This window comes from Bradyrhizobium sp. BLXBL-01, assembly GCF_051853025.1.
GTDB lineage: Bacteria > Pseudomonadota > Alphaproteobacteria > Rhizobiales > Xanthobacteraceae > Bradyrhizobium.
The window spans coordinates 4,089,776-4,111,080 of the sequence record NZ_CP182471.1 but is presented as its reverse complement, the minus strand read 5'-3'; the positions used below and the strand labels follow the sequence as shown (position 1 = coordinate 4,111,080).

The following is a 21,305-nucleotide window of genomic DNA, read 5'->3' as shown; positions in this document are numbered from 1 at the left end:
CTCACTCCTCGACGGCAATTGCGTTGGGCGACACCATGTTCAGAACCGGCGGGATGCTCGCGTGTTCCTGGACGATGCGCGGGCCCGCCGGATCAACAGAAACATCGCCTGCCCTGTTGCCTGCCCGCGCCTTCCCGACCATATTGCCGCCATGACAAAGAAGCCCTTCCGCCTCACGCCCTACCAGGTGCAGTTCCTGCTCGTGGTCGGATTCGTCACCGTCGGCTGTGCGCTCTACGTGCGCTATCTCGCGATCGAGCTTTCGCAGGTCGCGCTCGCCTGCGACGCCGGGCTGCAGACGCTGGTCTGCAAGTCGCGGGCGGTCTCGACCGTTCTGTTCAAGAATTCGGTGTTCGGCATCGTCGCGCTGGTGGTCGCAACGCTGAACCTGATGCGGCCCTCGATCGTGCTGCTCACGGTCGGCCTCATCGCGGCCGGCCTTGGCATCGTGCTCTACAATGTCGTGCTGTCGGGCCTTGCGATTGGCCTGCTCATTCTTGGCTTTGCTCGGCCCGCGCCCGCCACAGCGTGAGGGCGAACAACAGATAGATCGCGCAGGTCCACAGCGACTGCCAATTGTCGCGGCCTTCGTTGAACAGCACGTACACGGCCGACAGCGCCAGCACCCCCGCGAACACCGCTTCGGCGATCGGACGCTGGCCGATCTGCGGCCGGTTCAACATCAAAAGCGCGAACGGCACCACCGCCATCGTCAGCGCGGCGTAGGGAAAATCCTTGTAGCGCGGGTCGAACACGAAGCCGAGCGCGGTCGCGGCCGCGATCACCGCCGTCACCGCCAGCGTCAGGCCGAGCACGGCGGTGAGCTTCGACCATTTCCGGCCCTCGCGCGGGCCGAGCAGGTCGAGGAAGGTCGGCAGGCTGCGGCCGATCACCATCGCCTGCGCGCAGAAGATCGGTGACAGGATGCCGGCCAGCAGCAGCGCGCCCCAGAGCAGCCAGCCGCCGATCCCGTAGCTCTCGTAATACATCTTGTCGGCGCCGATCCCGAGCAGGCTCCCCGCCGTCGTCGCCGAGATGCCGACGCCGAGCCAGGCCGGGAAGCGCGGCGTCCACGGCCGCCGGCGCAGCGTGATCACCGCGACCGCGAACACCAGCACGGAAAGGCCCATGCCCGCGCCCATGTACCATTTCCAGTACGGGAAATTGCTGATCGGCTCGCCCGGCGGATATTTCAGGCTGCGGCGCACCGAGTCATACAGGCCCCAATAGCCGCCGACGGTGCCTTCCAGCCTGCGCTTCCACGGCTGGTCGTAGGACTCGATCAGGTTGACGCGGAACTTCTGTGCCTTCGCAAGGCTCAGGATTTCCGAGACGACACGCGCCTGGTTGGCGCGCGAGGGCAGCGCGCCGTCGCGCATGCGCCCCGCGCTCGGCCAGCCGGTTTCGCCGATCAGGATCTCCTTGCCGGGAAACGCCACCGCCATGCGCTCGCGGATCGCCTCGACATGGGCGGAGGCGAACTTCGCCTTGATGGGGAAGTCCTCCCAATAAGGCAGGATGTGGATCGTGACGAAATCGACCGCGTCATAGACCTCGCGGTTCTTCAGCCAATATTCCCAGACATCGGCATAGGTGACGGGCACGCTGACCTGGGTCTTGACCAGGCGGATGAGGGAGACGAGGTCTGCCGTCGTCATCTCACCGCGCAGCAGCACCTCGTTGCCGACGATGACGGCGGTGATGATTTCGGGGAATTGCTTGATGAGGCGGATGGCGAGCCCGGCCTGCTCGAAATTCTTGGTGCGGTTGCTGGAGAGCCAGATGCCCTGCAACACTTTCAGCCCGCCGACCTTGGCGGCGATCGCCGGCACCTGGTCGAGCCCGTTCTCCATCGAATAGGTGCGGACGCAGTCGGTGATCTCTTTGAGCTGGCGCAGGTCCTGCTCGATCTGGTCAGCCTCGATATGGGTCCATGCGTCCAGCGGCGACTGCTCGCCGCGGAACGGCGCGTAGGAGACGCATTGAACCTTGTCGGCGGGGTCGATCGGGGCGCGCGCGAGCGTGATCGGCGTGGCAAGCCACCACCACACGGCAGCGATCGCACCCAGTGAGACGAGCAGAAGCGCCAGTGGCGTACGAAGAGAAATCGGTTCCGTCCTCCGCGAAGGGCCGTCGATTACCTTCTCGCACGCCGTCTGCCAAGGGGGCACCCCCGGTGGACCCCTTCGCGCCCCCAAAGGAATTTACCTGCGGCCGTTCGACCGTGATCTAGGATCGTGACTTTGCTGGACAAAATTCGAAATACAGGTCATGGACTCCGAAAGACTTTTCCGCCGCATTGGAGACCCATTTGGACGCCATCAGCTGGCGCGTCCGCGGGGCTCCTGACGCGGACGGCCAGCGGATACATTGGGGAATTCATGCGGCAACGGGTGTTCGAGTCACGAAATGCGGTCCTGCGGCAGTTCGCCGCCACCTTGGCCGTATCCTGCCTGCTCGTTCTGATCGGTGTTGGCGGCGCCTCGGCCCAGAGCGGCACGCCGGCCCCCGACCAGGGCAAGGCGGCCGCCCAGCCCGCCGACGCCGCCAAGGACGCCGCCCAGAATCAGCGCCGCACCGACGAGTTCGCGGAAGCCGCCCAGGTCATCAACGGCCCGGCCGGCAATCCCGAATGCGTCTGGCTCGGCCGGCGCGTGGTGCGGCTGATGTGGCGGGATGACCTCGATACCGCGTTTCGCCATCTCGACCTCTACGACCGCTTCGGCTGTCCCGGCGGCCACATCCAGGCCGCGTTCCGCTGCCTGACCCGCTTCGGCGGCCAGATCGATCCCAAGGTGGCCGAGACCCTGGACAGCCGCGTGCACGCGTGCTGGATCAACCCGGCCGCCCAGCCGCAGCAGGCGGCGGCCGCGGCCTCTCAGCCGGCAGCGCCAGCCGCCAATGCGCAGCCGCAGCCGGCGGCGAGCCCCTCGCCTGCGGCCAGCCCGTCCCCGGCGCCGGCGAAATAGCCCGAGCTCTTAAATAGCTCTGGTCGTTTCAGCTGCCGTTCAGGAACGATCGGCCATAGACACGGTTGGCACTGCCGCGCGTCGTTCGAAAAGGCATGCCCTCATAAGGACATGAGGCCATGACAGTTGTGAAACCGCGCGGCAGAGGTATGCTTCCTTTGCCGCGGACACGGTCGGATCTCGGGGTCAGATCCGCTTCCCTGCCACCTCAGCCCCTATTGGTTTAGCCGCGATGCGCGTTGTCGCCGCCGTTCTGTTGCTCGTGTCTGCGCTCCATGCAGGCGTATGGGGAGTCCTGCGCGACAGGGAACCTGCACCTGATTTCAAAGGCCTGTTGCCCAGCGTCTCCTACGCGCCGTTCGAAGGCTCGGCCCACCCCGACATCGACAACATCCCGACGGTCGAGAAAATCCGCGCCGACCTGAAGACGCTGTCGACCATGACGCGCGCGATCCGCCTCTATTCGTCCACGGGCGGCGTCGAGCTGGTGCCGCCGATCGCGGCGGAGTTCGGCCTCAAGGTCACCGTCGGCGCCTGGATCGACAAGGACAAGGATCGCAACGAGCGCGAGATCAAGGCCGCCATCGAGCTCGCCCGCAAGAACAGCAACGTCGTCGGCGTCGTCGTCGGCAACGAGGTGATCTACCGCGGCGAGCAGAAGGTCGAAGACCTCATCGACATGATCAAGAAGGTGAAGGGCTCGGTCCGCGTGCCCGTCACCACCGGCGAGATCTGGAACATCTGGCGCGACAATCCCGAGCTCGCCTCCAGTGTCGATTTCATCGCCGCGCACGTGCTGCCCTACTGGGAAAACTTCCGCTCGGACCAGGCGGTCGACCAGGCCGTCGACCGCTACAACCTGCTGCGCAACCTGTTCCCCGGCAAGCGCATCGTGATCGCCGAGTTCGGCTGGCCGAGCCAGGGCTACAATCTGCGCAACGCCGATCCCGGCCCGTTCCAGCAGGCGCTGGTGCTGCGCAACTTCGTCAGCCGCGCCGAAGCCATCGGCATGGAATACAACATCGTCGAAGCCATCGATCAGCCCTGGAAATTCTTCGAAGGCGGCGTCGGTCCGTATTGGGGCGTCCTCAATGCCAGCCGCGAGCCGAAATTCGCCTGGACCGGCCCAGTGGAGAATCCCGACTATTGGAAGCTGATGGGCATCGCGCTGTTGGTCGGCGTGCTGCTGTCGCTGCCGATCCTGCGGATCGAGAAAGCGACCGCCAGGCAGGCCTTCCTGCTGTCGGCGACCGCCAATGGCGTCGGCGCCTGGGCCGCGACCGTGTTCGCGTTCTGGAACAGCCACTACTTCATCTTCGGCTCGGCCTTCGCGCTGACGCTCGGCATGATCCTCCTTGTTCCGCTCGTCCTCATCGCGATGGCGCGCATCGACGAGATCGCCGCGGTCGCCTTCGGCCGGCCGCCGCAGCGGCTGATCACGAAGGACAAGCCGGTCGAGAACGTGCCCGAGAATTACTGCCCCAAGGTCTCGATCCATATCCCGGCCTATTTCGAGCCGGTCGAGATGCTGAAGCAGACGCTGGATGCGCTGTCGCGGCTGAACTATCCGAACTACGAATGCGTGGTCATCATCAACAACACGCCGGATCCCGCCTTCTGGCAGCCGATCCAGGACCATTGCCGCGCGCTCGGTGAACGCTTCAAATTCATCAACGCCGAGAAGGTGCAAGGCTTCAAGGCCGGCGCACTGCGCATCGCGATGGACCGCACCGCGGCCGATGCCGAGATCATCGGCATCCTCGATGCCGATTACGTCGTCGAGCCCGACTGGCTGAAGGACCTCGTGCCCGCCTTCGCCGACCCGCGCGTCGGCCTGGTGCAGGCGCCGCAGGAGCATCGCGACGGCGATCTGTCGATCATGCACTACATCATGAACGGCGAATATGCCGGCTTCTTCGACATCGGCATGGTCCAGCGCAACGAGCTCAACGCCGTCATCGTGCACGGCACGATGTGCCTGATCCGCCGCGCCGCGATGGACATGGCCGGCGGCTGGTCGAGCGACACGATCTGCGAGGATAGCGATCTCGGCCTTGCGATCCAGGAGCTCGGCTGGACCACCCACTACACCAACACCCGCTACGGCGCGGGCCTCTTGCCCGACACCTACGAGGCCTTCAAGAAGCAGCGGCACCGCTGGGCCTATGGCGGCCTGCAGATCGTCAAGAAGCACTGGCGCCGCTTCCTGCCCGGTGCGAGCCGGCTGACGCCCGACCAGAAGCGCGAATATGGCCTGGGTTGGCTGAACTGGCTGGGCGCCGAAAGCCTCGGCGTGGTCGTGGCGCTGCTCAACCTCGTCTGGGTGCCGATCGTCGCCTTCGCCGACATCGCCATCCCCGACAAGATCCTGACGCTGCCGATCATCGGCGCCTTCGTCGTCTCGCTGGTGCATTTCCTGTCGATGTACCGCGCCCGCGTCGCCATCAAGCCCGGCCAGATGCTGGGTGCCATGATCGCGGCGATGAGCGTGCAATGGACGGTGTCGCGCGCGGTGGCGCAGGGCCTGATCACCGAGCACATCGCCTTCGCCCGCACCTCCAAGGGCGGCCTTAGCAGGATGTCGATCGAGTTCCAGGCCTTCTGGGAGGCCGTGATCGGCATCCTGCTCATCGTTGGCGCCGGCGTCCTGGTCGCTTCCAACAGCTTCCGCCAGATCACCGAGATCTACATCTTCGCCGGCGTCCTGGTGCTGCAGAGCCTGCCGTTCCTGGCCGCCGTCGCGATCGCCATCCTCGAGCTCAGCCGCATCAACTCGTTCCAGTTCTGGCGCGATAGCGCGATCCGCACCGCCGAGCTGATCGGCCTGCGCCCGGTCGCGCTGCCCCACCCGACCGGCACGCCGCAGCCTGTGCCGAGCGAGGTACGGCGGGAGACGAACTGATCCGGCTCCACGCCGGTCTTCGGACCTCGTGCTTAGAAGTCACATGGTCTTCGGCGTGGATGACCGGCCGCCAATTGAGGTGAGAATTTTGGCCTAAGCGACGGATAGCCCAAGCAAATCCCAGCTCCTGCCGCGATCTTCGGCAGCCACCCGCACTATTGACCTCCGCTGCCACTCCCCCTACACAGCCCGTGCCGAAGGCATGATCCGGAAACAACCGGTTTTCCCCGCAACGCGATTTTCAGCGAAGCGGCAAGACATGCCTCTCGAATGTCCGAACACGATGGCGATCTCTTATCTTAGCCATCAGCGGCCATGGGAGCGCGTAGCTCAGCCGGTAGAGCACGTGACTTTTAATCACGGGGTCCTGGGTTCGAGCCCCAGCGCGCTCACCAAACTTAGCCGCAATTTAAAGCTTGTCGCGTTCGCTGGTCAGGTCGCCGTCGCCGCCGTGTTGTTCGTTGTCATCTGCTGGAGCGCGCGCGTGAAGCGACGCCGTTCGCAATCAAAGGAAGAAGGGCCGTCGTTGTGACGGCACTTCTTCACAGCCACGACGGCAAGTAGCGCGAGGTGGGATTGCGCCGTGTGCTGGTCTACTGGCTTCTGGTTCAGCGCATTCACGGCCGCGTGTACGAAGCCATTTTAGGCGCCCAACGAAGCGAAACTGAAACAATGCAATCCGATGCTGTGATCGTAACGCCCGTTGAAGGGAGAGTGGAATGCGTAGCCTGATTATCGGTGCGGCACTCCTCGCGCTAGCAACCATCGGATGTTCCACGTTTATCTCGGCCGCCCTTTCCGCAGCACGGGATGCAAAGGCCGCAACATTCTCGGAACGGTTCGCGCCGGCAGTGACGGTTCTCCCGAGCGGCTAGCCGCCAGCGTGAACCGGCGAGCCGATTGCGACGGCCTCAATGGGGAGCTTTGCCTTCGCGGTTAAGGAGCTGCAGTCGTCGTTCTAGCTCTTGCTTCTTCGCCGCAAGCCTCTCAGCCAGAACATCATTGACCAGGGTGTGCAGTCGCCACAGCTCTTCGAGACACATGCTCTCAATGGGCTTCCGATCCATGAATCCCCCGACTCACGTATCGCGCAAGGTTAGCGCCAAGAAAGAGACGGTGCCACTTTTTCCCGAAACGATTCACATATGCGATTGAAGCTACAAAGATGAATGCCGCTCCCTGTGAGTGCTGGGCAAACCGGGAGCATGCTTCATTGACTGACGAGGTTCCGTCGCAAAGCCGATTTTTCATTCGAATGGGAGGCAAAGGTTGGATGGTCTACGATCGAGAACGCAAGGGCCCAGCACTGATCGGGACCGACATGGCGGCCAATCTGACCAAGGAGCGAGCTGAGCAATTGCTACGTCTGCTGATGCCCTCGCGCGTCGAGAGGCCACCTGCGACGAATGACAGTGGCCCGCCAGCGTGAGCCGGCGGTCCCAATGGTTGCGGTCTCCTTTCTCGCCAGCCGCAATCGAACGTGTTCACCGGCCGTCGTTCGCGTTGCCGCACCTGAGGCCCTCCTGGATTCATCCCGGTTCTTCGCATTCGAGTTGGGGCTGGTTCTGTACCCCTAGGAAATTTAATTTCTGGTCGGTATCTTTTGAGACACCCCGCTCGAATGTTTGAGCAGACGATATCCCTGGCGTGCCAGACTGAATGGTGCGTCGGGCGGCCCCGGTGTGTCCGCAGCCAGCCCCGCGACGCTCGGGGCCGTTCCTTTGGATTCACATTTGTTGATGCAGGAACGGACGAACCATGTCGTTACCGGGGCTGGCAAATTTTATCTCGGATCTATTGTAACCCGGTAGGGCCGCTGTTCCAGAGCAGCGGCCCTTGTTCTTGAAGCGTGAACCGGGGGCCGCGCCTAGCGCCTCTTCGGTCGATCGGTTTCTGCTGATCGCGATTTAGGTTTGGCACTCTTGCGAATCGTCGGGGGCGGCTTGCCCTCGGGACTTTGCCTCTCTTGCTTTTGCTCGGCCGCGAATACGCGCGAGCGCAGATCTTGCAATTCGGAAAGCCCGGAAGCGAGCTCGTCGAAACGCTGTTTCAGAACAGCGGTGCGATCGTAAGTGCTCATAGTACGCCCCCTCCGTCACCCCGAGCCGACCGAGATAACAGATAACAGGGAAAACCATGCAATCGAAAAATGCACTCGCGAGCAGCCAGTTCCAGTGGAAAGTGTTGCGCGGTTGTCGCAGGTCGCGCGATGCGAATTGCTTGGAGACACGGGCTTTGCGCGTGGGATCGTAGATCGGGCGTAGCGCCCCATGACGGCCCCGACCGTGGGGGCTTTTGGGGTGTGGAGGCCGGGGCCGCTGGAGGTGCTTGACCTTTTTGGGGAAGGCCAAAGCCAGCGAAGACTAGGAAAGTTTGGCAATCACGTCTGTTCGCTTTCGAACATTGGCTGTACGTTCCGTTTGCGCAGAACGGAGCGAATTGCCGATGAAGGATTATCTGGCGCAGATCGAGAAACTCCGCAAAGATGCGGCCGAATGCGCCCTGATCCGCGACTTGGCTACCGATCCAGCCAAGCGCGAAGTGTTCGACCGGCTTGCGCGCCACCTCACGGTCCTTGCTGACCAGGTTGAAATGGCGCTGCTTGAGCGGAAGACCGGGACTAACCCGTCTTCACCTTAGAGGCGCGCGCCGCTGATCCCGTGCCAGACTGGCGCAGTCATGGCCAAGTGATTCATGGCCAAGAGATTTATGGCCAAGAGATTTATGGCCAAGTGATTTGGTGCCTCCAGCCTTCGGAGTTGCAGTTGCAGTCGGCATGCTGAGCTAAGCTCCAAACGTTGCCATTGCACCGCTGATCCAGCTGAGCATAGGAACGTTTCGACCGGCGGTGAGTCCTACAAGCGCAATCCATCCCGTTTCCTCGTGGATCGAACGATGGAAAAAGCACTCGCCTATGCCATCTCGGCGGCCCTCGTGGGCTTCGGTCTCTTGATCTTTTTCGCCGGTCTATCTTCCAGTTCGCCCGCTTTATGGACAATCGTCGCGCTGGTCCCGATCACGATCGGGATCGTGAGCGCCTTTGGTCCTGTGTGACTGGATGTGGAAATCGGTCGTTTAGGTCAGCGCGTCTGTATTTTCCGAATCGGCAACTCGTGTTCGCTCTCTCGTAGTTCCCAACCGCTGGTGACGCGCGTGAGCCATTTCGTCTCGATGCTTCTGCTTGCGACGGCCCTGATCTTGACGTTGTGCTTCGGAGTGGCAGCCTGGCGCCTCTCGGCAGACAAAGAGGCCGACATCACCGCCACGATTTCGCATCAGGAATACGGCTGGAGGCCAAGGCCCAGCAACTGAAACTTCGATTGCGACGACAGTCCACCAATCCAATCGCGCTCACCGTTGTTACCTGGCTGCGCGCGTCCACCTCGGCGCTATAAGCCCGTCAGCGTGAACTTCGGATCAAGTTACCGCGCTACCTCCCAACTGCTTTGCTTGACGTGCCTTCAGCTTTCCGGCGCCGCCACCACGGCCGGCATGCTCAACGGCACCCCTCCGACCGAAACCGGCCCCAGAGACTTCAGCTCCCGCATCTAGGGATTCATCCAAACCTCATCGCGCTTTAGGCTGCTGCAGAGCCACAAATCCGGCCGTCGCCGTGGCAGCACTCATTCCGAGGGTGCTTCAACGACGATAAAATCGGTCTTCCCAAAATATCTGGCGACGCATCCCTTGTTCACCATCACGTCGGCTATCAGCAAGAGGGTCGGTTTCCATCTGTGCTGAGCCACGATCACGACCGAGTCAGGTGTCGTGGAGAGGCGTTTGTGGCGCGCGACCGTCTCACGCCAGTAGGGATAGAGGCTCGATGCCTCGGCATACACCAGACGGCCCGTCCTGCCGAGCAGGAGCGAGGCCGCCACGACGACGGCCAGGGCAAGCGGCAACGCCGTCGAATTGAGCGGTAGAAGCATGCCCCTCTTGGAAAGCAATTGCTCGAGCTCTTGGCGATAGGTCCGGACCAGCAGTGAAACGCTCAGTCCCGAACCGAAGAGCAGCAGAATCAGCGCCTGATTTTGCGCTCGCTCGACAAGGCGAATACCTGTCGAGTAGTAGTGAACAAAATACTCGAAATAGCAGCATCCAAGGCAGAGGATCATCAGGCCGGGCGCCAGCAGCCGCGCGCGGGGATGATCGGGCCGGTCCGGTAGGGGGGCAGCAAGCGTCAATGCGCCGACGGCAACCAGCCAGGCGATCACCCCGGGGTCGCGCAGGAATCGCCCCAGCTGCGCAAGACCAAAGCGGAACGCCTCGAGCAGCGAATGGCCGAACAGGCCGGCATTTGTCATCTGCGACATGCGGGAGCCATTGCCGCTTGCCGTCACGACAATTGTCCAACCTGCCAAGGCGGCGACAGCGATGAGCAGATGGCAACCGATCTGCATTCTCCGCTCCAACATGCGACGCGCGAACGCGGAGCCGATGAGAATGGCGACGATCCACGGGGTCGTAAACTCGTTGCACAATCCCGCAATGAAGGCCCCGACAGCCATCCAGATAATCGCAGACGCCGAAAAATCGGCCTCGTTGTCCAGTGCGCGAACGCATTCCCCGAGGATCAGGATGCAGATGATCGCCGGCGGAACGTAACACGCGACCCCCGGAAGCCAGTAGAGCAGTTCGCTTACACTCGGCGAAGCACCGATGATTGCGGCGGCGAAGGCGATGCCGAGAAATAGCGAGGGCAACCCGCGAAGTCGCGGCCACGCGCGCCAAATGGCGATCATGCAGCCGATGACGAACAGGATCACGCCTGTCATCATTGTCAGGGAGTATGCAAAAAGGAGGCTTACGCCCGTCGCCTGCGCGATGATCGCGGGCACTTCGATGAGAACATAGGGGAGGACGCGTCCGCCCAACTCCCCGTATAATCGCATCAGCGAAACGTACAGCCCTTCTTCAAGATACCGGTATGAGAAACAGAAGTCGTCGTGTTGCGGGTCCGCAAATGCGCCCAACGCTATGAAAAAGAGCACGAAAAGCATGGGGACGACGCCGGCAACGACCCATGGCCAACGAACCCGATCACGTAGCCGCCCCATAATCGCTCCCAAGTTCGACCCAAATTTACCGAAGAATTGCAGTCATCGCTAGATGCAACGTCCTGGGTGAGCAAGCGGCTTTCATGACCGCGGCCTCAGCACGTGGGATGGGTTGAGCCCTTTGCGAAACCCATCGCTCGTGACTGCTGGGCGTTTCTGCGAGATTGAGACCAGATGGGCGAGCGTGCGCACTACAAGATCATCATCGAGCCGCTGTCGGAGGAAGACGGCGGCGGCATTGTTGCGACCGTGCCCGACCTTCCCGGCTGCATGTCCGACGGTGCCAACCGAATTCGAAGCGGTGCAGAACGTGCAGGATGCAATCGCGTGTTGGATTGAAGCTGCCGAGGAAGATCATCGCCCGATCCCCGTCCCTTCACATTTGCGACGCGCGGCGGCCGGTTAGTTCCTATGAAAAACGCATCTGCGGGAAGCTGCGCCCTGCCAGTACGAGCCTCACAAAACCCGCTGACAACCCGCCGGAAACGTGTACGCTCCCCAAAACCGGAGGAACGGCATGTTTGAAATCAACGGTTTCGACACGGCGGGAGTCGTCAGTCTCAAGCGGTCGTCACTCGCCGCCGCGCTCAAGAAGGCCAGGGAGCTGGTCGAGGACGGGTGCTGGGACGTTCAGGTCGTCGATCCCACAGGCCTGGTCTACACCTCGTTCGAGGAGCATGCCGCCTAGCGCGACCAGTCCTCAGCTCTCCGGAGCCGCCACCGCAGCCGGCACGCTCAACGGCGCCCCTCCGATCGACACCGGCCCCAGAGGCTTCGGCTCCCGCACCATCCGTTTGCGCATCGCGGCGGAGAGTCCGTAGCGCGCATTCGCTCGTCGAATGGACGACGTGACGTCCGACATCATCACATTCTGCAGGGAGTCGACCTTGGCGATCAGCGTCGACAGCTGCGACGAGATCTTCTTCACGTCGACCCGCTCGTCCGTGATGCTCTGCCGCAGCGACAGCAGCATCAGTGAATCCTGCTGCAACAAGGCCGCATTCTGCTGCAGGGCCTGGTTGTTCTCCTGCAGCGAAGCCGTGTGCTGCTGCTGCGCCGACTGAATCTCTCTCAAGGCGGCAACGACCGGATCCGGCTTCGGCGCCGGCGCCTCCTTCCGCGGCAGCAGTTCAGCCAGGCTGGCAACATTCAGTGACGGCAGGCCGGAGGGCGACGTATAGATCGCCGCTGCGCCGTTGATGGCCAGGGCACATACCGCCAGCGGCAGGACCGTTTTGCGGCGGGGCCTGATCGGCGGCGTTGGCGCTTCCGGGCCTGCTTGTTCATGCGCGCCTGCTGCGGCTGCAAGGGCGACGGCGTCGAGCTCTTCGGCGAAGCTTGGCGTTTCGAAGGACGTGGTCACGTTCTTGACCTCAATGAGCGAGCGACAGGAAGCCGTCGCCGGAACGTCCTCGCGACGCCTCCCTTACGCAGCACCCATCGACACAACTGTCTAAAATTGTGAGCTTTTCGGATTAATTCCACGTTAGCGGCCCGGCCGGCAGACGGCCCGGCGCCCCGGCCGATTACGGATCTATGCACGGTGCCCGTACGACCACCGCCCATCGCCAATCGAGCAGGAGCAACGCGGCGGCCAGACCGTACAACGGATTTTCCGAAGTTGGCGTAATACCACTGTTTTGCCCGACGGGTCAAACGGAGGCACGTCGTCGAGACACGCGGCGTGACGTAGAGCCGCCCCACTGGTCGCGTTCCGCCGATGCAGAGCCGAGCCTTATGGTAGAAGCACTTAGCTACTGTGCATGGGGTTGTTTTCGCATTTTGAGGCGCTCTCCGCCTCGTCCAGCCCTCCGAACAGCTCCTCCATCCGCCGAACGGCGCTTCGCGCACCGGGCTTGTGATCGGGCGCGATGCGCCGAGCCTGTCTGTTCGCCCTTCGCTCGCAGATTACAAACCTGGCCCTGTCGGGCTCGTAACGCGTTTGGGCGACACGGTCGTTCGTCGCTCGACCCGGGCCTTGGCATCCAGCACCTTGTCTCCAGCCCGTGCGGCTCGCGGCCGACTGACCTGGTCCGAAAGGCTCGAGCCTCTCCCTGACAGACCAACTGCATTGGCGCTTCCTTGAGCCTGTGTTGCCGGCCGGAATCTGTTTTGGGACAACGCCGAACCAGTGGCCTTTTGATCCTCATTGCTCGTGCCGCTCCCGATCGCGCCGATCGGCAGGCCATTTTGAGCGTGACCAGCCCCGGCATTTCTCGCGGCCTGAGCTGCCGCCCGCGACTTCGCGGGCGTTGCTGGCTGAACGTTCGGATTGGCCGGCTCGCTGTTGGTGCCCAGATCTCCGGGCGCGGTGTCCTTCGTCCCCATCCCTGGAGGCGCTGAGGGACCGGCATTGCCCGCACTCGTCCCCATTCCAGAAGGTGCCGAGCCGCCAGCGCTACCTGGTCCCGTTCCCATGCCCGCTCCTGCGGGCCCGGCATTTGCGCCGCCCGCTTGCGCCAGAGCCAACAGACATGAGCTTGCGACAATCGCGACAATGACCGGAGGAATGGCATGTGACATCGGACAATCTCCTTCGCCACGCCCAAATTAACTATAATGGTGGAACAGGGCTTCCGCTACGAATTCGCAGCTGTCCGCGCTGACGAACGCGCGAGCCCCTCACCCCTCGTCCAGCAGCTCGAACAGCTCCTCCACCCGCTCGAACGGCGCGTCCTGCGTTTTGGCGTGATAAACGACGCGGTCGCCATCCCGCTGCAGCGACTTGCCCCGCGACTTCCGCAAGCGTCCTGGCAGGAACGTCGCGGCCGCAGCTTCTGGGCCGACGTCGAGGCGGATGATGCCGCGTCGCTTGCATTCGATCCTGAGCTTCGCCGCGGCGAAGAAGTCGCGAGCCACTTTCGGCAAAGGTCCGAAGCGGCGTGAGGTCTCCTCCTCGAGGTCGTCGAGATCGTCCTCGTCGTTGCATCGTGCGGCGCGGGCATAGAGCTCGAGCCGCACCGGCTCGGACTGCACATAGCTCTCGGGCAGCATGTCCCCGACCGGCAGGTTGAGGTCGGGCACCCACAGTGCAGCCTGCTGCTCGTCGGTCTTCTCCGAAGCCATTTTCAGGAGGTGGCTGTAGAGCACCGGCCCGAATACCTGGACGTGGCCGGATTGCTGTTCAGAGAACAGGTCGCCCGCGCCTCGCAGATCGAGGTCGCGCTCGCTGATGGCAAAGCCCGCGCCCGGCCGGCTGAACTCCTCGAGCACGGCGAGGCGCTTCTCGGATTGTCCGGACTCCGTCTCGGTCAACAGATGCGCGAAAGCGCGGATGCCGCCACGGCCGACGCGTCCGCGCAGCTGGTGCAGCTGGGCAAGGCCGAACTTTTCCGGCCAGCACACCACGATGGTGTTGGCGCGGGGAATGTCGAGGCCGCTCTCGACGATGTTGGTCGCGAGCAGGACGTCGGCATGGCCTTCGACGAAGCTCATCATGCGGTCGTCGATCTCGTCGGCCGCCAGCCTGCCATGCAGGCAGACGATGCGAAGGTCCGGTGCGACGGCCCGCACCCGCGCCAGCATGGGATCGAGATCCTGGATGCGCGGGCAGATCAGGAAGCTTTGGCCGTGGCGGCGTTGCTCGCGCAGCAGCGCCGAGGCGATGGCCGCATCCGACAGCGGCGCGATCCGGGTCGCCACCGGAAGCCGGTGCACCGGAGGCGAGGCGATCACGCTGAGATCGCGGAAGCCGGCAAGACCGGCGGCCAGCGTCCGCGGGATCGGCGTCGCGCTCATCATCAGCACGTGGACGTTCTTGGCGAGCCCTGCGAGCTTGGCCTTCTCCGCTGCGCCAAAATGCTGCTCCTCGTCGACGATGACGAGGCCGAGATCGTCGAACCTGACGTCCTTGCCGGTGAGCGCCTGCGTGCCGATCACGACCTTGATCCGGCCGCTGCGCAGGCCCTCCTTGGTCTCCCGCAGCGCCGCGCCCGAGGTCGCGCGCGACAGGTTGCCGACCTCGATGCCGAACGGCGCAAAGCGCTTCTGGAACGTTGCGACGTGCTGGCGGGCCAGCACCGTCGTCGGCACCGCGACCGCCACCTGCTTGCCCGACAGCACCACGGCGGCCGCGGCGCGCAGCGCGACCTCGGTCTTGCCGAAGCCGACGTCGCCGCAGATCACCCGGTCCATCGGATGGCCGGACGCGAGATCGTCCAGCACGTCCCGGATCGCCTGGGCCTGGTCGATGGTCGTGAAGTAAGGGAAACGCGCGACGAACTTCTCGTAGGCCGATCCCGGCGGCACTAGCTTTTCGCCGCGCCGCCGCCGGCGCTGGCTGATGTGCTTGGCGAGCGCCTTACCCGCGATCTGGATCTCGCGCTCGGCCTCGCTGCGGCGCGCCCACCATGTGCTGCCGTCCGCCTTGTCGAGCGAAAGCCTGCCGAGCTCGGCCGCGTAGGGCCACATCAAGGCGAGATCGGGCGGCGGCACCAGCACCGCATTGTCACCGGCGAACTTCAGGCGGATCATCTCGCGCATGGCGCCGCCGCCGGTGTTGACCGTCTGCAGGCCGTCGAGCACGGCAAGGCCGCGCTGGAGATGAACGACCACCGTGCCCTGCTCCGGCGCATCGGCATGGTCGAAGGCCGCGCTCCAGGCGCGCGCCATCGGCTGCGGATGATGCGCGCGGCTGCCGAGCACGTCGGACGCCGTCACCACGACCAGAGGCTTCTTCCCCGGCACGACGAAGCCGGCATCGAGATCAGCGAGCAGCGCCGCCTCGCCGCCCCGCCCGCGCGCCGCCTCCTCCCAGTCTTCGCAGCGCTCCGCCTTGACGCCGCTCATCCGCTCCATCACGCGCAGATCGTCCTCGTGCGCAGCGATCAGGATCAGCCGCGACCCGGCCCGGCGCGTCTCCTCGACGAAGCCGCGCAACGCCTTCCGGGAGGATGTCAGCTTCGAAAACTCCGGGATGGCCTGGAACGGCGCCGTCCGCGGCAGCACCTTCATCCCCTTGGAGAGCCGTTTCCAATCGCTCCGCCCGAGATATTCGCGCTGCCGCTCGCTGCGGGGCGCGGCCTCCTCGATCGTATCGAGCCATCCGTCGGCGTGCGAGGGGACGCTTGCATCGGCGATCCATTTGGCGCCCGCGCAATAATCGAACAGGCTCGCGCGCTTGCCGCCCTTGCCGGCAAGGCCGAGCCGCTCCGACATGGGATCGACGAGCAGCTCCCTGGTCTCGAAGATGATCCTGTGCTCATGCGGGTCGAACGCCACGATCCGTTTGATCGTGTGCTGGGAATGCTCGATCCGGAACGGCCCCAGCGCGCCCGCCGGAAATATCTCGAAGGTCTGGCCGTGGAACAGCGCCCCGCCCGGATAGTCCGGCTCATCGTCGAGATCGTAACCGAGGGATTCGAGGCGGGACTCGAGGTCGTGCTCGGAGAAGGTGCCGCCCACCTTCAAGCTCAGGCTCAGGCGCGACAGGCTGGCCGGCGGCGGCATGCGCTCCATCACCGCTTCCGCCGTCGATACGAGAAACACCGGCTTCTTGGATTTCGCGAGGCGCCTGAGCACGGAGGCTCTGCGCCCCGCAAGCTCATGCGACGGCTCCAGCTGATCGAACGGCAACGTGTTCAGGCGCGGAAACACCAGCACCTCGCAGGAGGGCTCGAGTGCGTGAATGACGCTGCCGAGCCGCTCCGCCCTGTTCTCGCTCTCGGCGAGAAAGACGATGCCGCTGCGTCCGGACTGCTTCCATTGCGCAAGCAGATGAAGGGCCATCATGCCGAGAGGCGACGAAGACGAGATCGTGGCGCGCTGCGATCCTTTGCTCCTCTTCGGCGGCTTCTTGGTCACGCCTGCCTTCTTGGAAAGCCTCACTTGATCCCGCTTCTGCTCTTGAATCGCCGCAAACTGAACGCGAGCCGCCTTGATCCTCGAATCGGCAGCTCGCCGCCATGCATATGGGATTTGCCCTGCGAGCGCACCCCTCCCCGGCAACGTTCGAGGCGGCGGCCCGATCCCGACGATCTGGCCCTGGTCGCGAGAATGGAGGCACGAAAAAGCCCCAGCGCTTGGAGCCACGCTGGGGCGTTTCGTTCAAAATGAATCGGTTAAGCAATGACGTCTTCATAGCAGCGGTTTCGCCGCGCGCTTGTGAACTGGTTCACACGCCCATGAGAGTTCCAAGACCGGCCGATCAGACCACTCCGACCTTCCGGAACGGGCTACCGCGTCGCCCGGTTTGAGCGCGCGCCCGCCGCGCGCTAGGATGTCCGCTTTGACGGAGGCTCATTTGAGACCATTCATTTTCATCAGCGCCGTCGCGCTGCTCGCGACGGTCCCCGCCCACGCACAGCCGCTGGTCGATCCGAACAAGGTCGCTCCCGAATACCGCGAGGCGGCCGAGAAGCGCCGGGCCGAGCAGCTGCGTCAGCGCGAATGCGCGTTGAAGGCCGATCTCGAGAAGGTGCTGCCGAGGGATCGCACCGCCTTTCTCAACCATTGCCTGGAGACGATGGCGGCCAAGCAATAACGGCTGGCCAACTGTTCCAACCGGCGTCGTCCGCGACGGGCAAATGGCGCGGCAGCGCGATGTCTGCCGGCAGCCTGCCACGACGGCATTCAAGCTTTCTTCAGACATTTCGGATCAGCTGACGATCCATCTTCAAAGTGATTGTCATCCGCGCATGAGTTCAGTCCAGATTCAGTGCACGCGGTGCAAGAACGTGTTTCGCGATCGCGCCGGGCGGTTGCAGGACGGCTATTCCAGGCAATGTCCGAGCTGCGAAGTCGTACTGTTCTTCGCCGAGGACTCTCAACATCCCTTCATCAAGCGGGCGATGCGCAGTGCGCGCCAGGTCCGCAAGGAGATGCGGGAGCTCCAGGCCGCGAAGCTGACGGCCCCCGAGCCGCAGGTGGCGCAGTCGCGGAGATTTGCCGGACGGATGCGATCGGCGACGCGCGAGGACTAGCAGCTCAGCTTCGCCGCCGCTTGCGGGGAAACAGGCGGTCGCGGATGTAGCGCGAGGTCGCCGTCAGACGGATGCCGCGGGGCTTCTGCCAGGCGGCGCGGTCGATCTCCTTCTTGTCGCCGATCGCCAGCCTGCCCTTGGCGGACTTGGCGATGAAGATCGCGTCGCTCATCTTGCGGCCGGAGCGCTTGTTCCTCGTCTTCACTTCCTTCCAGAGGCTGATCCTGCCGAGCTTCAGCTTGGGCAGCTCCTCCTTGATCTCCCGCCGCAGGCAGTCCTTCTCCGACTCGCGCGCTCGCTTGCGGCCGCCCGGAAACATCCACAGGCCGTCCGACCGGCGTCTGACCAACAATACCTTGCCGCGCCTGGCGGCGACCAGCTTGGAAGACTTCGCCATTGCTGCCGTTGTCGAAAACAGAATCGACCCAATGGTAACTTGTCTAGTCGAACAGACAAGTTAGCGGCGCGCCTTGATCACAGGCCGCGAGCTATCCTGCGGGGCGAGATCAACCCTTCCCCGGCTCCGCCCGGTCCTCGGTCCTGATCCAGGCCATCATCATTTCCCATGCCACGGACAGGATGATCGGTCCGATGAACAGTCCGACGATGCCGTGGGCCAGCGTGCCGCCGATGACGCCGACGAAGATCACGATGGTCGGGGTGGTCAGGCCACGGCCCATCACGAGCGGCTTCAGCATGGTGTCGATGAAGCCGACCAGCACGAAGAACACGGTGAGCAGCAGCGCCGTGGTGACGTCCTTGGCGGTCCAGATCCAGATGATGACAGGCAGCAGCACCAGGAAAGCACCGATCTGCACGATCGAGAGCAGCAGCACGATGAAGGCAAGAAGGCCTGCGCTCGGCACCGAGGCGAGCTTGAAGCCGATGCCGGCGAGCAGCGCCTGCACGATCGCGACGCCGATCACGCCCTGCGCCACGGCGCGGATGGTCGCACCGGCCAGCGAGAGGAAATGCTCGCTCTGCTCCGGCACGATCCGAAACAGGAAGCCGCGGCCGGCGGCGACCAGGCGCGGCCCATGCGGAAACAGGAAGCCCGCCACGAACACCGAGACGAGAAACTGGAGCGTGCCGACGCCGGCATCGCCCGCGAGCGAGAGCAGCGGGCCGGCCAGCGGCTGGAGATACGGCGCCACCTCGCGCACCACCGCCCGAACGTTGTTGTAGGCTTGGTCCCAGAGCTCGTAGAGCCAGGGGCCAACCAGCGGCCAGGACTTGAGCTGCTCCGGGGCCGATTGGAGTACGAGGTCGCCGGTGCCGAGCTGGTGCGCCAGCTCACGCACGCCGTCCACCGCGCTGATGCCGAGCCAGGTCGCCGGACCGATGACGATGCCCAGCGTGATCAGGGTCAGGATCGCGGCTGCGGTCTTGGGCCGGCCGCCCAGGATCTTGGCAACCCAGCTGAACGCCGGATAGAACGCGACCGCCAGCACGCCGCTCCAGGCCAAAATCGGCACGAACGGGCGGATGATCAGGAAGGTCCAGATGATCAGCAGGGCCAGCAGGCCGAGCCGGATCACGAGCTGGATGACGTCCTCTCCCGTCAGCAGCTGACGGAGGCTTTTCACGGGCACAGCTTTCCTTGCGGCATGAACGCAACTTCCGCGGTTGCGGGCTCAGCCGTTATTGCCAGCAACGCATCTGGCGTCAAGACGACCGGCTGCCGGATACCGCATCGGCCGCACTCCAACCCGCCTTGGCTAACGCCCATTAACCGGATTTCCCGGCGCCGGTTTACGCCGCTGAAAACGCTCGTGACTACCTTCCATTCGCAGTCACCGAAACGCATTCCGGACCATGGCCAACAGCATCTGGACGATCGAAGAATTCACCTGTGCGAGTTGCGGCATGAACTACACCGCGACCAAAGAGGAGCATAGTGAGGCCCACAGCGGCAGCTTCAAATGCGGCATCTGCAACGGCGTCGTGCACGCCTGGTCCGGCAAGCATCATTTCTTCGGCTGGCAGGCCGTGAAGACGAAGCCGCCCGTGTTCGGGAGGCGCTGGGCCGGCATCGAGTGGTAAGCCGCCCGCGGTGAGCTGGATCGGCCGAATTGCACCGGCGCCGTTTGGACTCCGTTCACCGATCGCGGCTAGATCAGGACGGACCCCTCCGCTTCGGACACCATGGCCGACCTCAACGCCGTCCTGACCAGGCTCAACGACCGTCTGCTCCGCCTCGAGGGCGAGCTGTTCGTGCTGCGCTCGCTCGCGCGCGCGACGTTGACCGCGGGCGACGACCATGCGGCACGCATGCGCAAGCTGGTCGAGGCCGCAAAAGTCGCGCTCGACGACGAGGCCAAGCGCCCTCTCGACAAGCCCACGCGCAAATATGTCGATGCGGCGACCGCACTGGTGGAGGAGCTATTGGTCGAGCCGACGCCGGCGCGGCCGCTGTTCACGGTCATCGATGGTGGCCGGCGCGACTAAGCTCGCCCCTTACCAGGGCGATGGATTATCGGCCGTACAAGCCAGGCGCGTGGGCGTTGTTCGGGAAGCATTGTCCGCGCGAATAGTTGTAATCGAAGCCGGGCGGGCAAAGTTCGCCGCGTCGTCCGTAGTGTTCGGGAGCGCCATAAGCACCGGGCGCATGCGCCCCGTTTGGATAGCAATGGCCGTTCGTGTAATTGTAATCGTAGCCGCGCGGACAGAGCTCGCCGCCGTAACGGGGCCCGGGATCGCGGGTATAGACACCCGGCGCGTGATGCTCGTTGGGATAGCAGCGGCCGTTCGAGTGGTTGAAATCATAGCCGCGCGGACATTGTCCGCCGGGACCGCCTCTGAATTGAACTTGCTCCACCGTGGGCACCGTCGATGCCGCAGGCACGGTTGCGAATGCAAGCAGGCCGGCCAGCGCAAGCTCGATCATGACGATTCCTCCAAATCACTGGGACAAGCCTCTCAGGTTCGCGTCCCACGAAACGACTTGGCCATTGAGACTTGGCCGGCCTGAACCCTGCATGAACCGGGCTCGGGCTGCGACAATGCGTCAGCGCCGAATCCAGTGCACGATGCAGACTTTCTAGCTCGTGGAATTCTCCGCCTTGAGCCGGCTGAGCCCCGCCTCGATGATCGCGATTTCCTCGTTGATCTGGCCGATCGGCAGGCTGAAATCATAGCCGGACCGGCTCTTCAGATCGACTGCGAGCCGCTGCCTGTGCATCATCAGCTCGTCGAGTCCACGGCGGTTCTTCAGACGCACATAGGCGTCGACGATCTGCTCGATCGCGTTCGGCATGAAATCTGTCCCGGCGAAACGGCCCGGCGGCGCGCCCACGCCGGCGGACGATTTCAGTGTCGCGGTACGCAATACAAATCCGCGACGGATTCGTCGATACGCCAAGCTGGTTGAGATCGTGTTACCGTTCGATGATTTCGTGATGCGTAGCATGAAAAGGCCGCCGGCGGTGACGCCAGCGGCCAAAGCCGGGTTCGAAAA

General features: G+C 63.8%; 20 protein-coding genes and 1 tRNA gene. 12 read left to right on the top strand and 9 right to left on the bottom strand.

Features of this window, described 5'->3' with window-relative positions; genetic code table 11:
• Window positions 1–151: 151 nt before the first annotated feature.
• Window positions 152–532: a hypothetical protein gene (locus ACNJYA_RS19105; RefSeq protein WP_439367492.1), complete on the top strand. Its 381-nt coding sequence runs from the start codon at window positions 152–154 to the stop codon at window positions 530–532.
• Here ACNJYA_RS19105 and ACNJYA_RS19100 read toward each other — a convergent pair.
• The gene (locus tag ACNJYA_RS19100; RefSeq protein WP_257187430.1) at window positions 492–2,051 is read right to left on the bottom strand and encodes a glycoside hydrolase family 17 protein; all 1,560 of its coding nucleotides are present in this window, start codon (window positions 2,049–2,051) and stop codon (window positions 492–494) included. The two genes, ACNJYA_RS19105 and ACNJYA_RS19100, sit on opposite strands and share 41 nt — an antisense overlap.
• A 330-nt stretch (window positions 2,052–2,381) precedes the next feature.
• On the opposite strand from ACNJYA_RS19100, the gene ACNJYA_RS19095 reads away from it, so the two are divergent.
• The 3 genes from ACNJYA_RS19095 (at window position 2,382) to ACNJYA_RS19085 (ending at window position 6,266) form a co-directional block, all read left to right on the top strand.
• Window positions 2,382–2,969, top strand: a complete 588-nt coding sequence (locus ACNJYA_RS19095; RefSeq protein ID WP_172783743.1) for a beta-1-3, beta-1-6-glucan biosynthesis protein — start codon at window positions 2,382–2,384, stop codon at window positions 2,967–2,969.
• Between the two features lie 232 nt (window positions 2,970–3,201).
• The gene (locus ACNJYA_RS19090) at window positions 3,202–5,871 is read left to right on the top strand and encodes a glycosyltransferase (protein ID WP_172783742.1); all 2,670 of its coding nucleotides are present in this window, start codon (window positions 3,202–3,204) and stop codon (window positions 5,869–5,871) included.
• Window positions 5,872–6,190: 319 nt separating this feature from the next.
• A tRNA-Lys gene (locus ACNJYA_RS19085) sits at window positions 6,191–6,266 on the top strand.
• 1,472 nt (window positions 6,267–7,738) lie between these two features.
• On the opposite strand, the gene ACNJYA_RS19080 is transcribed toward ACNJYA_RS19085, so the two are convergent.
• Window positions 7,739–7,951: a hypothetical protein gene (locus tag ACNJYA_RS19080; RefSeq protein ID WP_172783739.1), complete on the bottom strand. Its 213-nt coding sequence runs from the start codon at window positions 7,949–7,951 to the stop codon at window positions 7,739–7,741.
• Between the two features lie 365 nt (window positions 7,952–8,316).
• On the opposite strand from ACNJYA_RS19080, the gene ACNJYA_RS19075 reads away from it, so the two are divergent.
• Window positions 8,317–8,511, top strand: coding sequence for a hypothetical protein (locus tag ACNJYA_RS19075; protein WP_260379229.1), 195 nt, complete (start codon window positions 8,317–8,319; stop codon window positions 8,509–8,511).
• A gap of 255 nt (window positions 8,512–8,766) precedes the next feature.
• Window positions 8,767–8,925, top strand: a complete 159-nt coding sequence (locus ACNJYA_RS19070; RefSeq protein ID WP_164936882.1) for a hypothetical protein — start codon at window positions 8,767–8,769, stop codon at window positions 8,923–8,925.
• A 569-nt stretch (window positions 8,926–9,494) separates the two neighbouring features.
• Here the strand turns inward: ACNJYA_RS19070 and ACNJYA_RS19065 are convergent.
• Entirely contained in the window at window positions 9,495–10,871 is a 1,377-nt protein-coding gene (locus ACNJYA_RS19065; RefSeq protein WP_439367385.1) for a DUF6056 family protein, read from the bottom strand.
• Between the two features lie 231 nt (window positions 10,872–11,102).
• On the opposite strand from ACNJYA_RS19065, the gene ACNJYA_RS19060 reads away from it, so the two are divergent.
• Both ACNJYA_RS19060 and ACNJYA_RS19055 read left to right on the top strand, forming a co-directional pair.
• Window positions 11,103–11,267 carry a type II toxin-antitoxin system HicB family antitoxin gene (locus ACNJYA_RS19060; RefSeq protein WP_306557882.1) on the top strand — a complete coding sequence of 55 codons (165 nt, stop codon included), beginning with the start codon at window positions 11,103–11,105 and terminating at the stop codon, window positions 11,265–11,267.
• A 178-nt stretch (window positions 11,268–11,445) separates the two neighbouring features.
• Entirely contained in the window at window positions 11,446–11,616 is a 171-nt protein-coding gene (locus tag ACNJYA_RS19055) for a hypothetical protein (RefSeq protein WP_212257138.1), read from the top strand.
• Window positions 11,617–11,628: 12 nt separating this feature from the next.
• Here the strand turns inward: ACNJYA_RS19055 and ACNJYA_RS19050 are convergent, their stop codons facing one another.
• Both ACNJYA_RS19050 and ACNJYA_RS19045 read right to left on the bottom strand, forming a co-directional pair.
• Window positions 11,629–12,291 carry a hypothetical protein gene (locus ACNJYA_RS19050; RefSeq protein ID WP_439367384.1) on the bottom strand — a complete coding sequence of 221 codons (663 nt, stop codon included), beginning with the start codon at window positions 12,289–12,291 and terminating at the stop codon, window positions 11,629–11,631.
• A gap of 1,259 nt (window positions 12,292–13,550) precedes the next feature.
• Window positions 13,551–16,658, bottom strand: a complete 3,108-nt coding sequence (locus ACNJYA_RS19045) for a DEAD/DEAH box helicase (RefSeq protein WP_439367491.1) — start codon at window positions 16,656–16,658, stop codon at window positions 13,551–13,553.
• Window positions 16,659–17,169: 511 nt separating this feature from the next.
• Here ACNJYA_RS19045 and ACNJYA_RS19040 point away from each other — a divergent pair.
• Window positions 17,170–17,409, top strand: a complete 240-nt coding sequence (locus ACNJYA_RS19040) for a hypothetical protein (RefSeq protein WP_439367383.1) — start codon at window positions 17,170–17,172, stop codon at window positions 17,407–17,409.
• 193 nt (window positions 17,410–17,602) lie between these two features.
• Window positions 17,603–17,848, top strand: a complete 246-nt coding sequence (locus tag ACNJYA_RS19035) for a hypothetical protein (RefSeq protein ID WP_439367382.1) — start codon at window positions 17,603–17,605, stop codon at window positions 17,846–17,848.
• A gap of 4 nt (window positions 17,849–17,852) precedes the next feature.
• On the opposite strand, the gene ACNJYA_RS19030 is transcribed toward ACNJYA_RS19035, so the two are convergent.
• Together ACNJYA_RS19030 and ACNJYA_RS19025 are read right to left on the bottom strand one after the other, a co-directional pair.
• The gene (locus tag ACNJYA_RS19030; protein ID WP_172783732.1) at window positions 17,853–18,245 is read right to left on the bottom strand and encodes an NUDIX hydrolase; all 393 of its coding nucleotides are present in this window, start codon (window positions 18,243–18,245) and stop codon (window positions 17,853–17,855) included.
• Window positions 18,246–18,354: 109 nt separating this feature from the next.
• Entirely contained in the window at window positions 18,355–19,434 is a 1,080-nt protein-coding gene (locus ACNJYA_RS19025) for an AI-2E family transporter (RefSeq protein ID WP_373569495.1), read from the bottom strand.
• Window positions 19,435–19,663: 229 nt separating this feature from the next.
• Here ACNJYA_RS19025 and ACNJYA_RS19020 point away from each other — a divergent pair, with 229 nt between their 5' ends.
• Complete coding sequence (locus tag ACNJYA_RS19020) at window positions 19,664–19,891, top strand: hypothetical protein (protein ID WP_172783730.1); 228 nt, start codon at window positions 19,664–19,666, stop codon at window positions 19,889–19,891.
• Window positions 19,892–19,993: 102 nt separating this feature from the next.
• Window positions 19,994–20,296 (top strand): hypothetical protein, encoded by a 303-nt coding sequence (locus ACNJYA_RS19015; RefSeq protein WP_027575377.1) that lies wholly within the window; start codon window positions 19,994–19,996, stop codon window positions 20,294–20,296.
• A gap of 25 nt (window positions 20,297–20,321) precedes the next feature.
• Here ACNJYA_RS19015 and ACNJYA_RS19010 read toward each other — a convergent pair whose 3' ends face one another.
• Window positions 20,322–20,735 (bottom strand): hypothetical protein, encoded by a 414-nt coding sequence (locus ACNJYA_RS19010; RefSeq protein ID WP_172783729.1) that lies wholly within the window; start codon window positions 20,733–20,735, stop codon window positions 20,322–20,324.
• Between the two features lie 153 nt (window positions 20,736–20,888).
• Complete coding sequence (locus ACNJYA_RS19005) at window positions 20,889–21,104, bottom strand: hypothetical protein (protein WP_172783826.1); 216 nt, start codon at window positions 21,102–21,104, stop codon at window positions 20,889–20,891.
• Window positions 21,105–21,305: the final 201 nt, after the last annotated feature.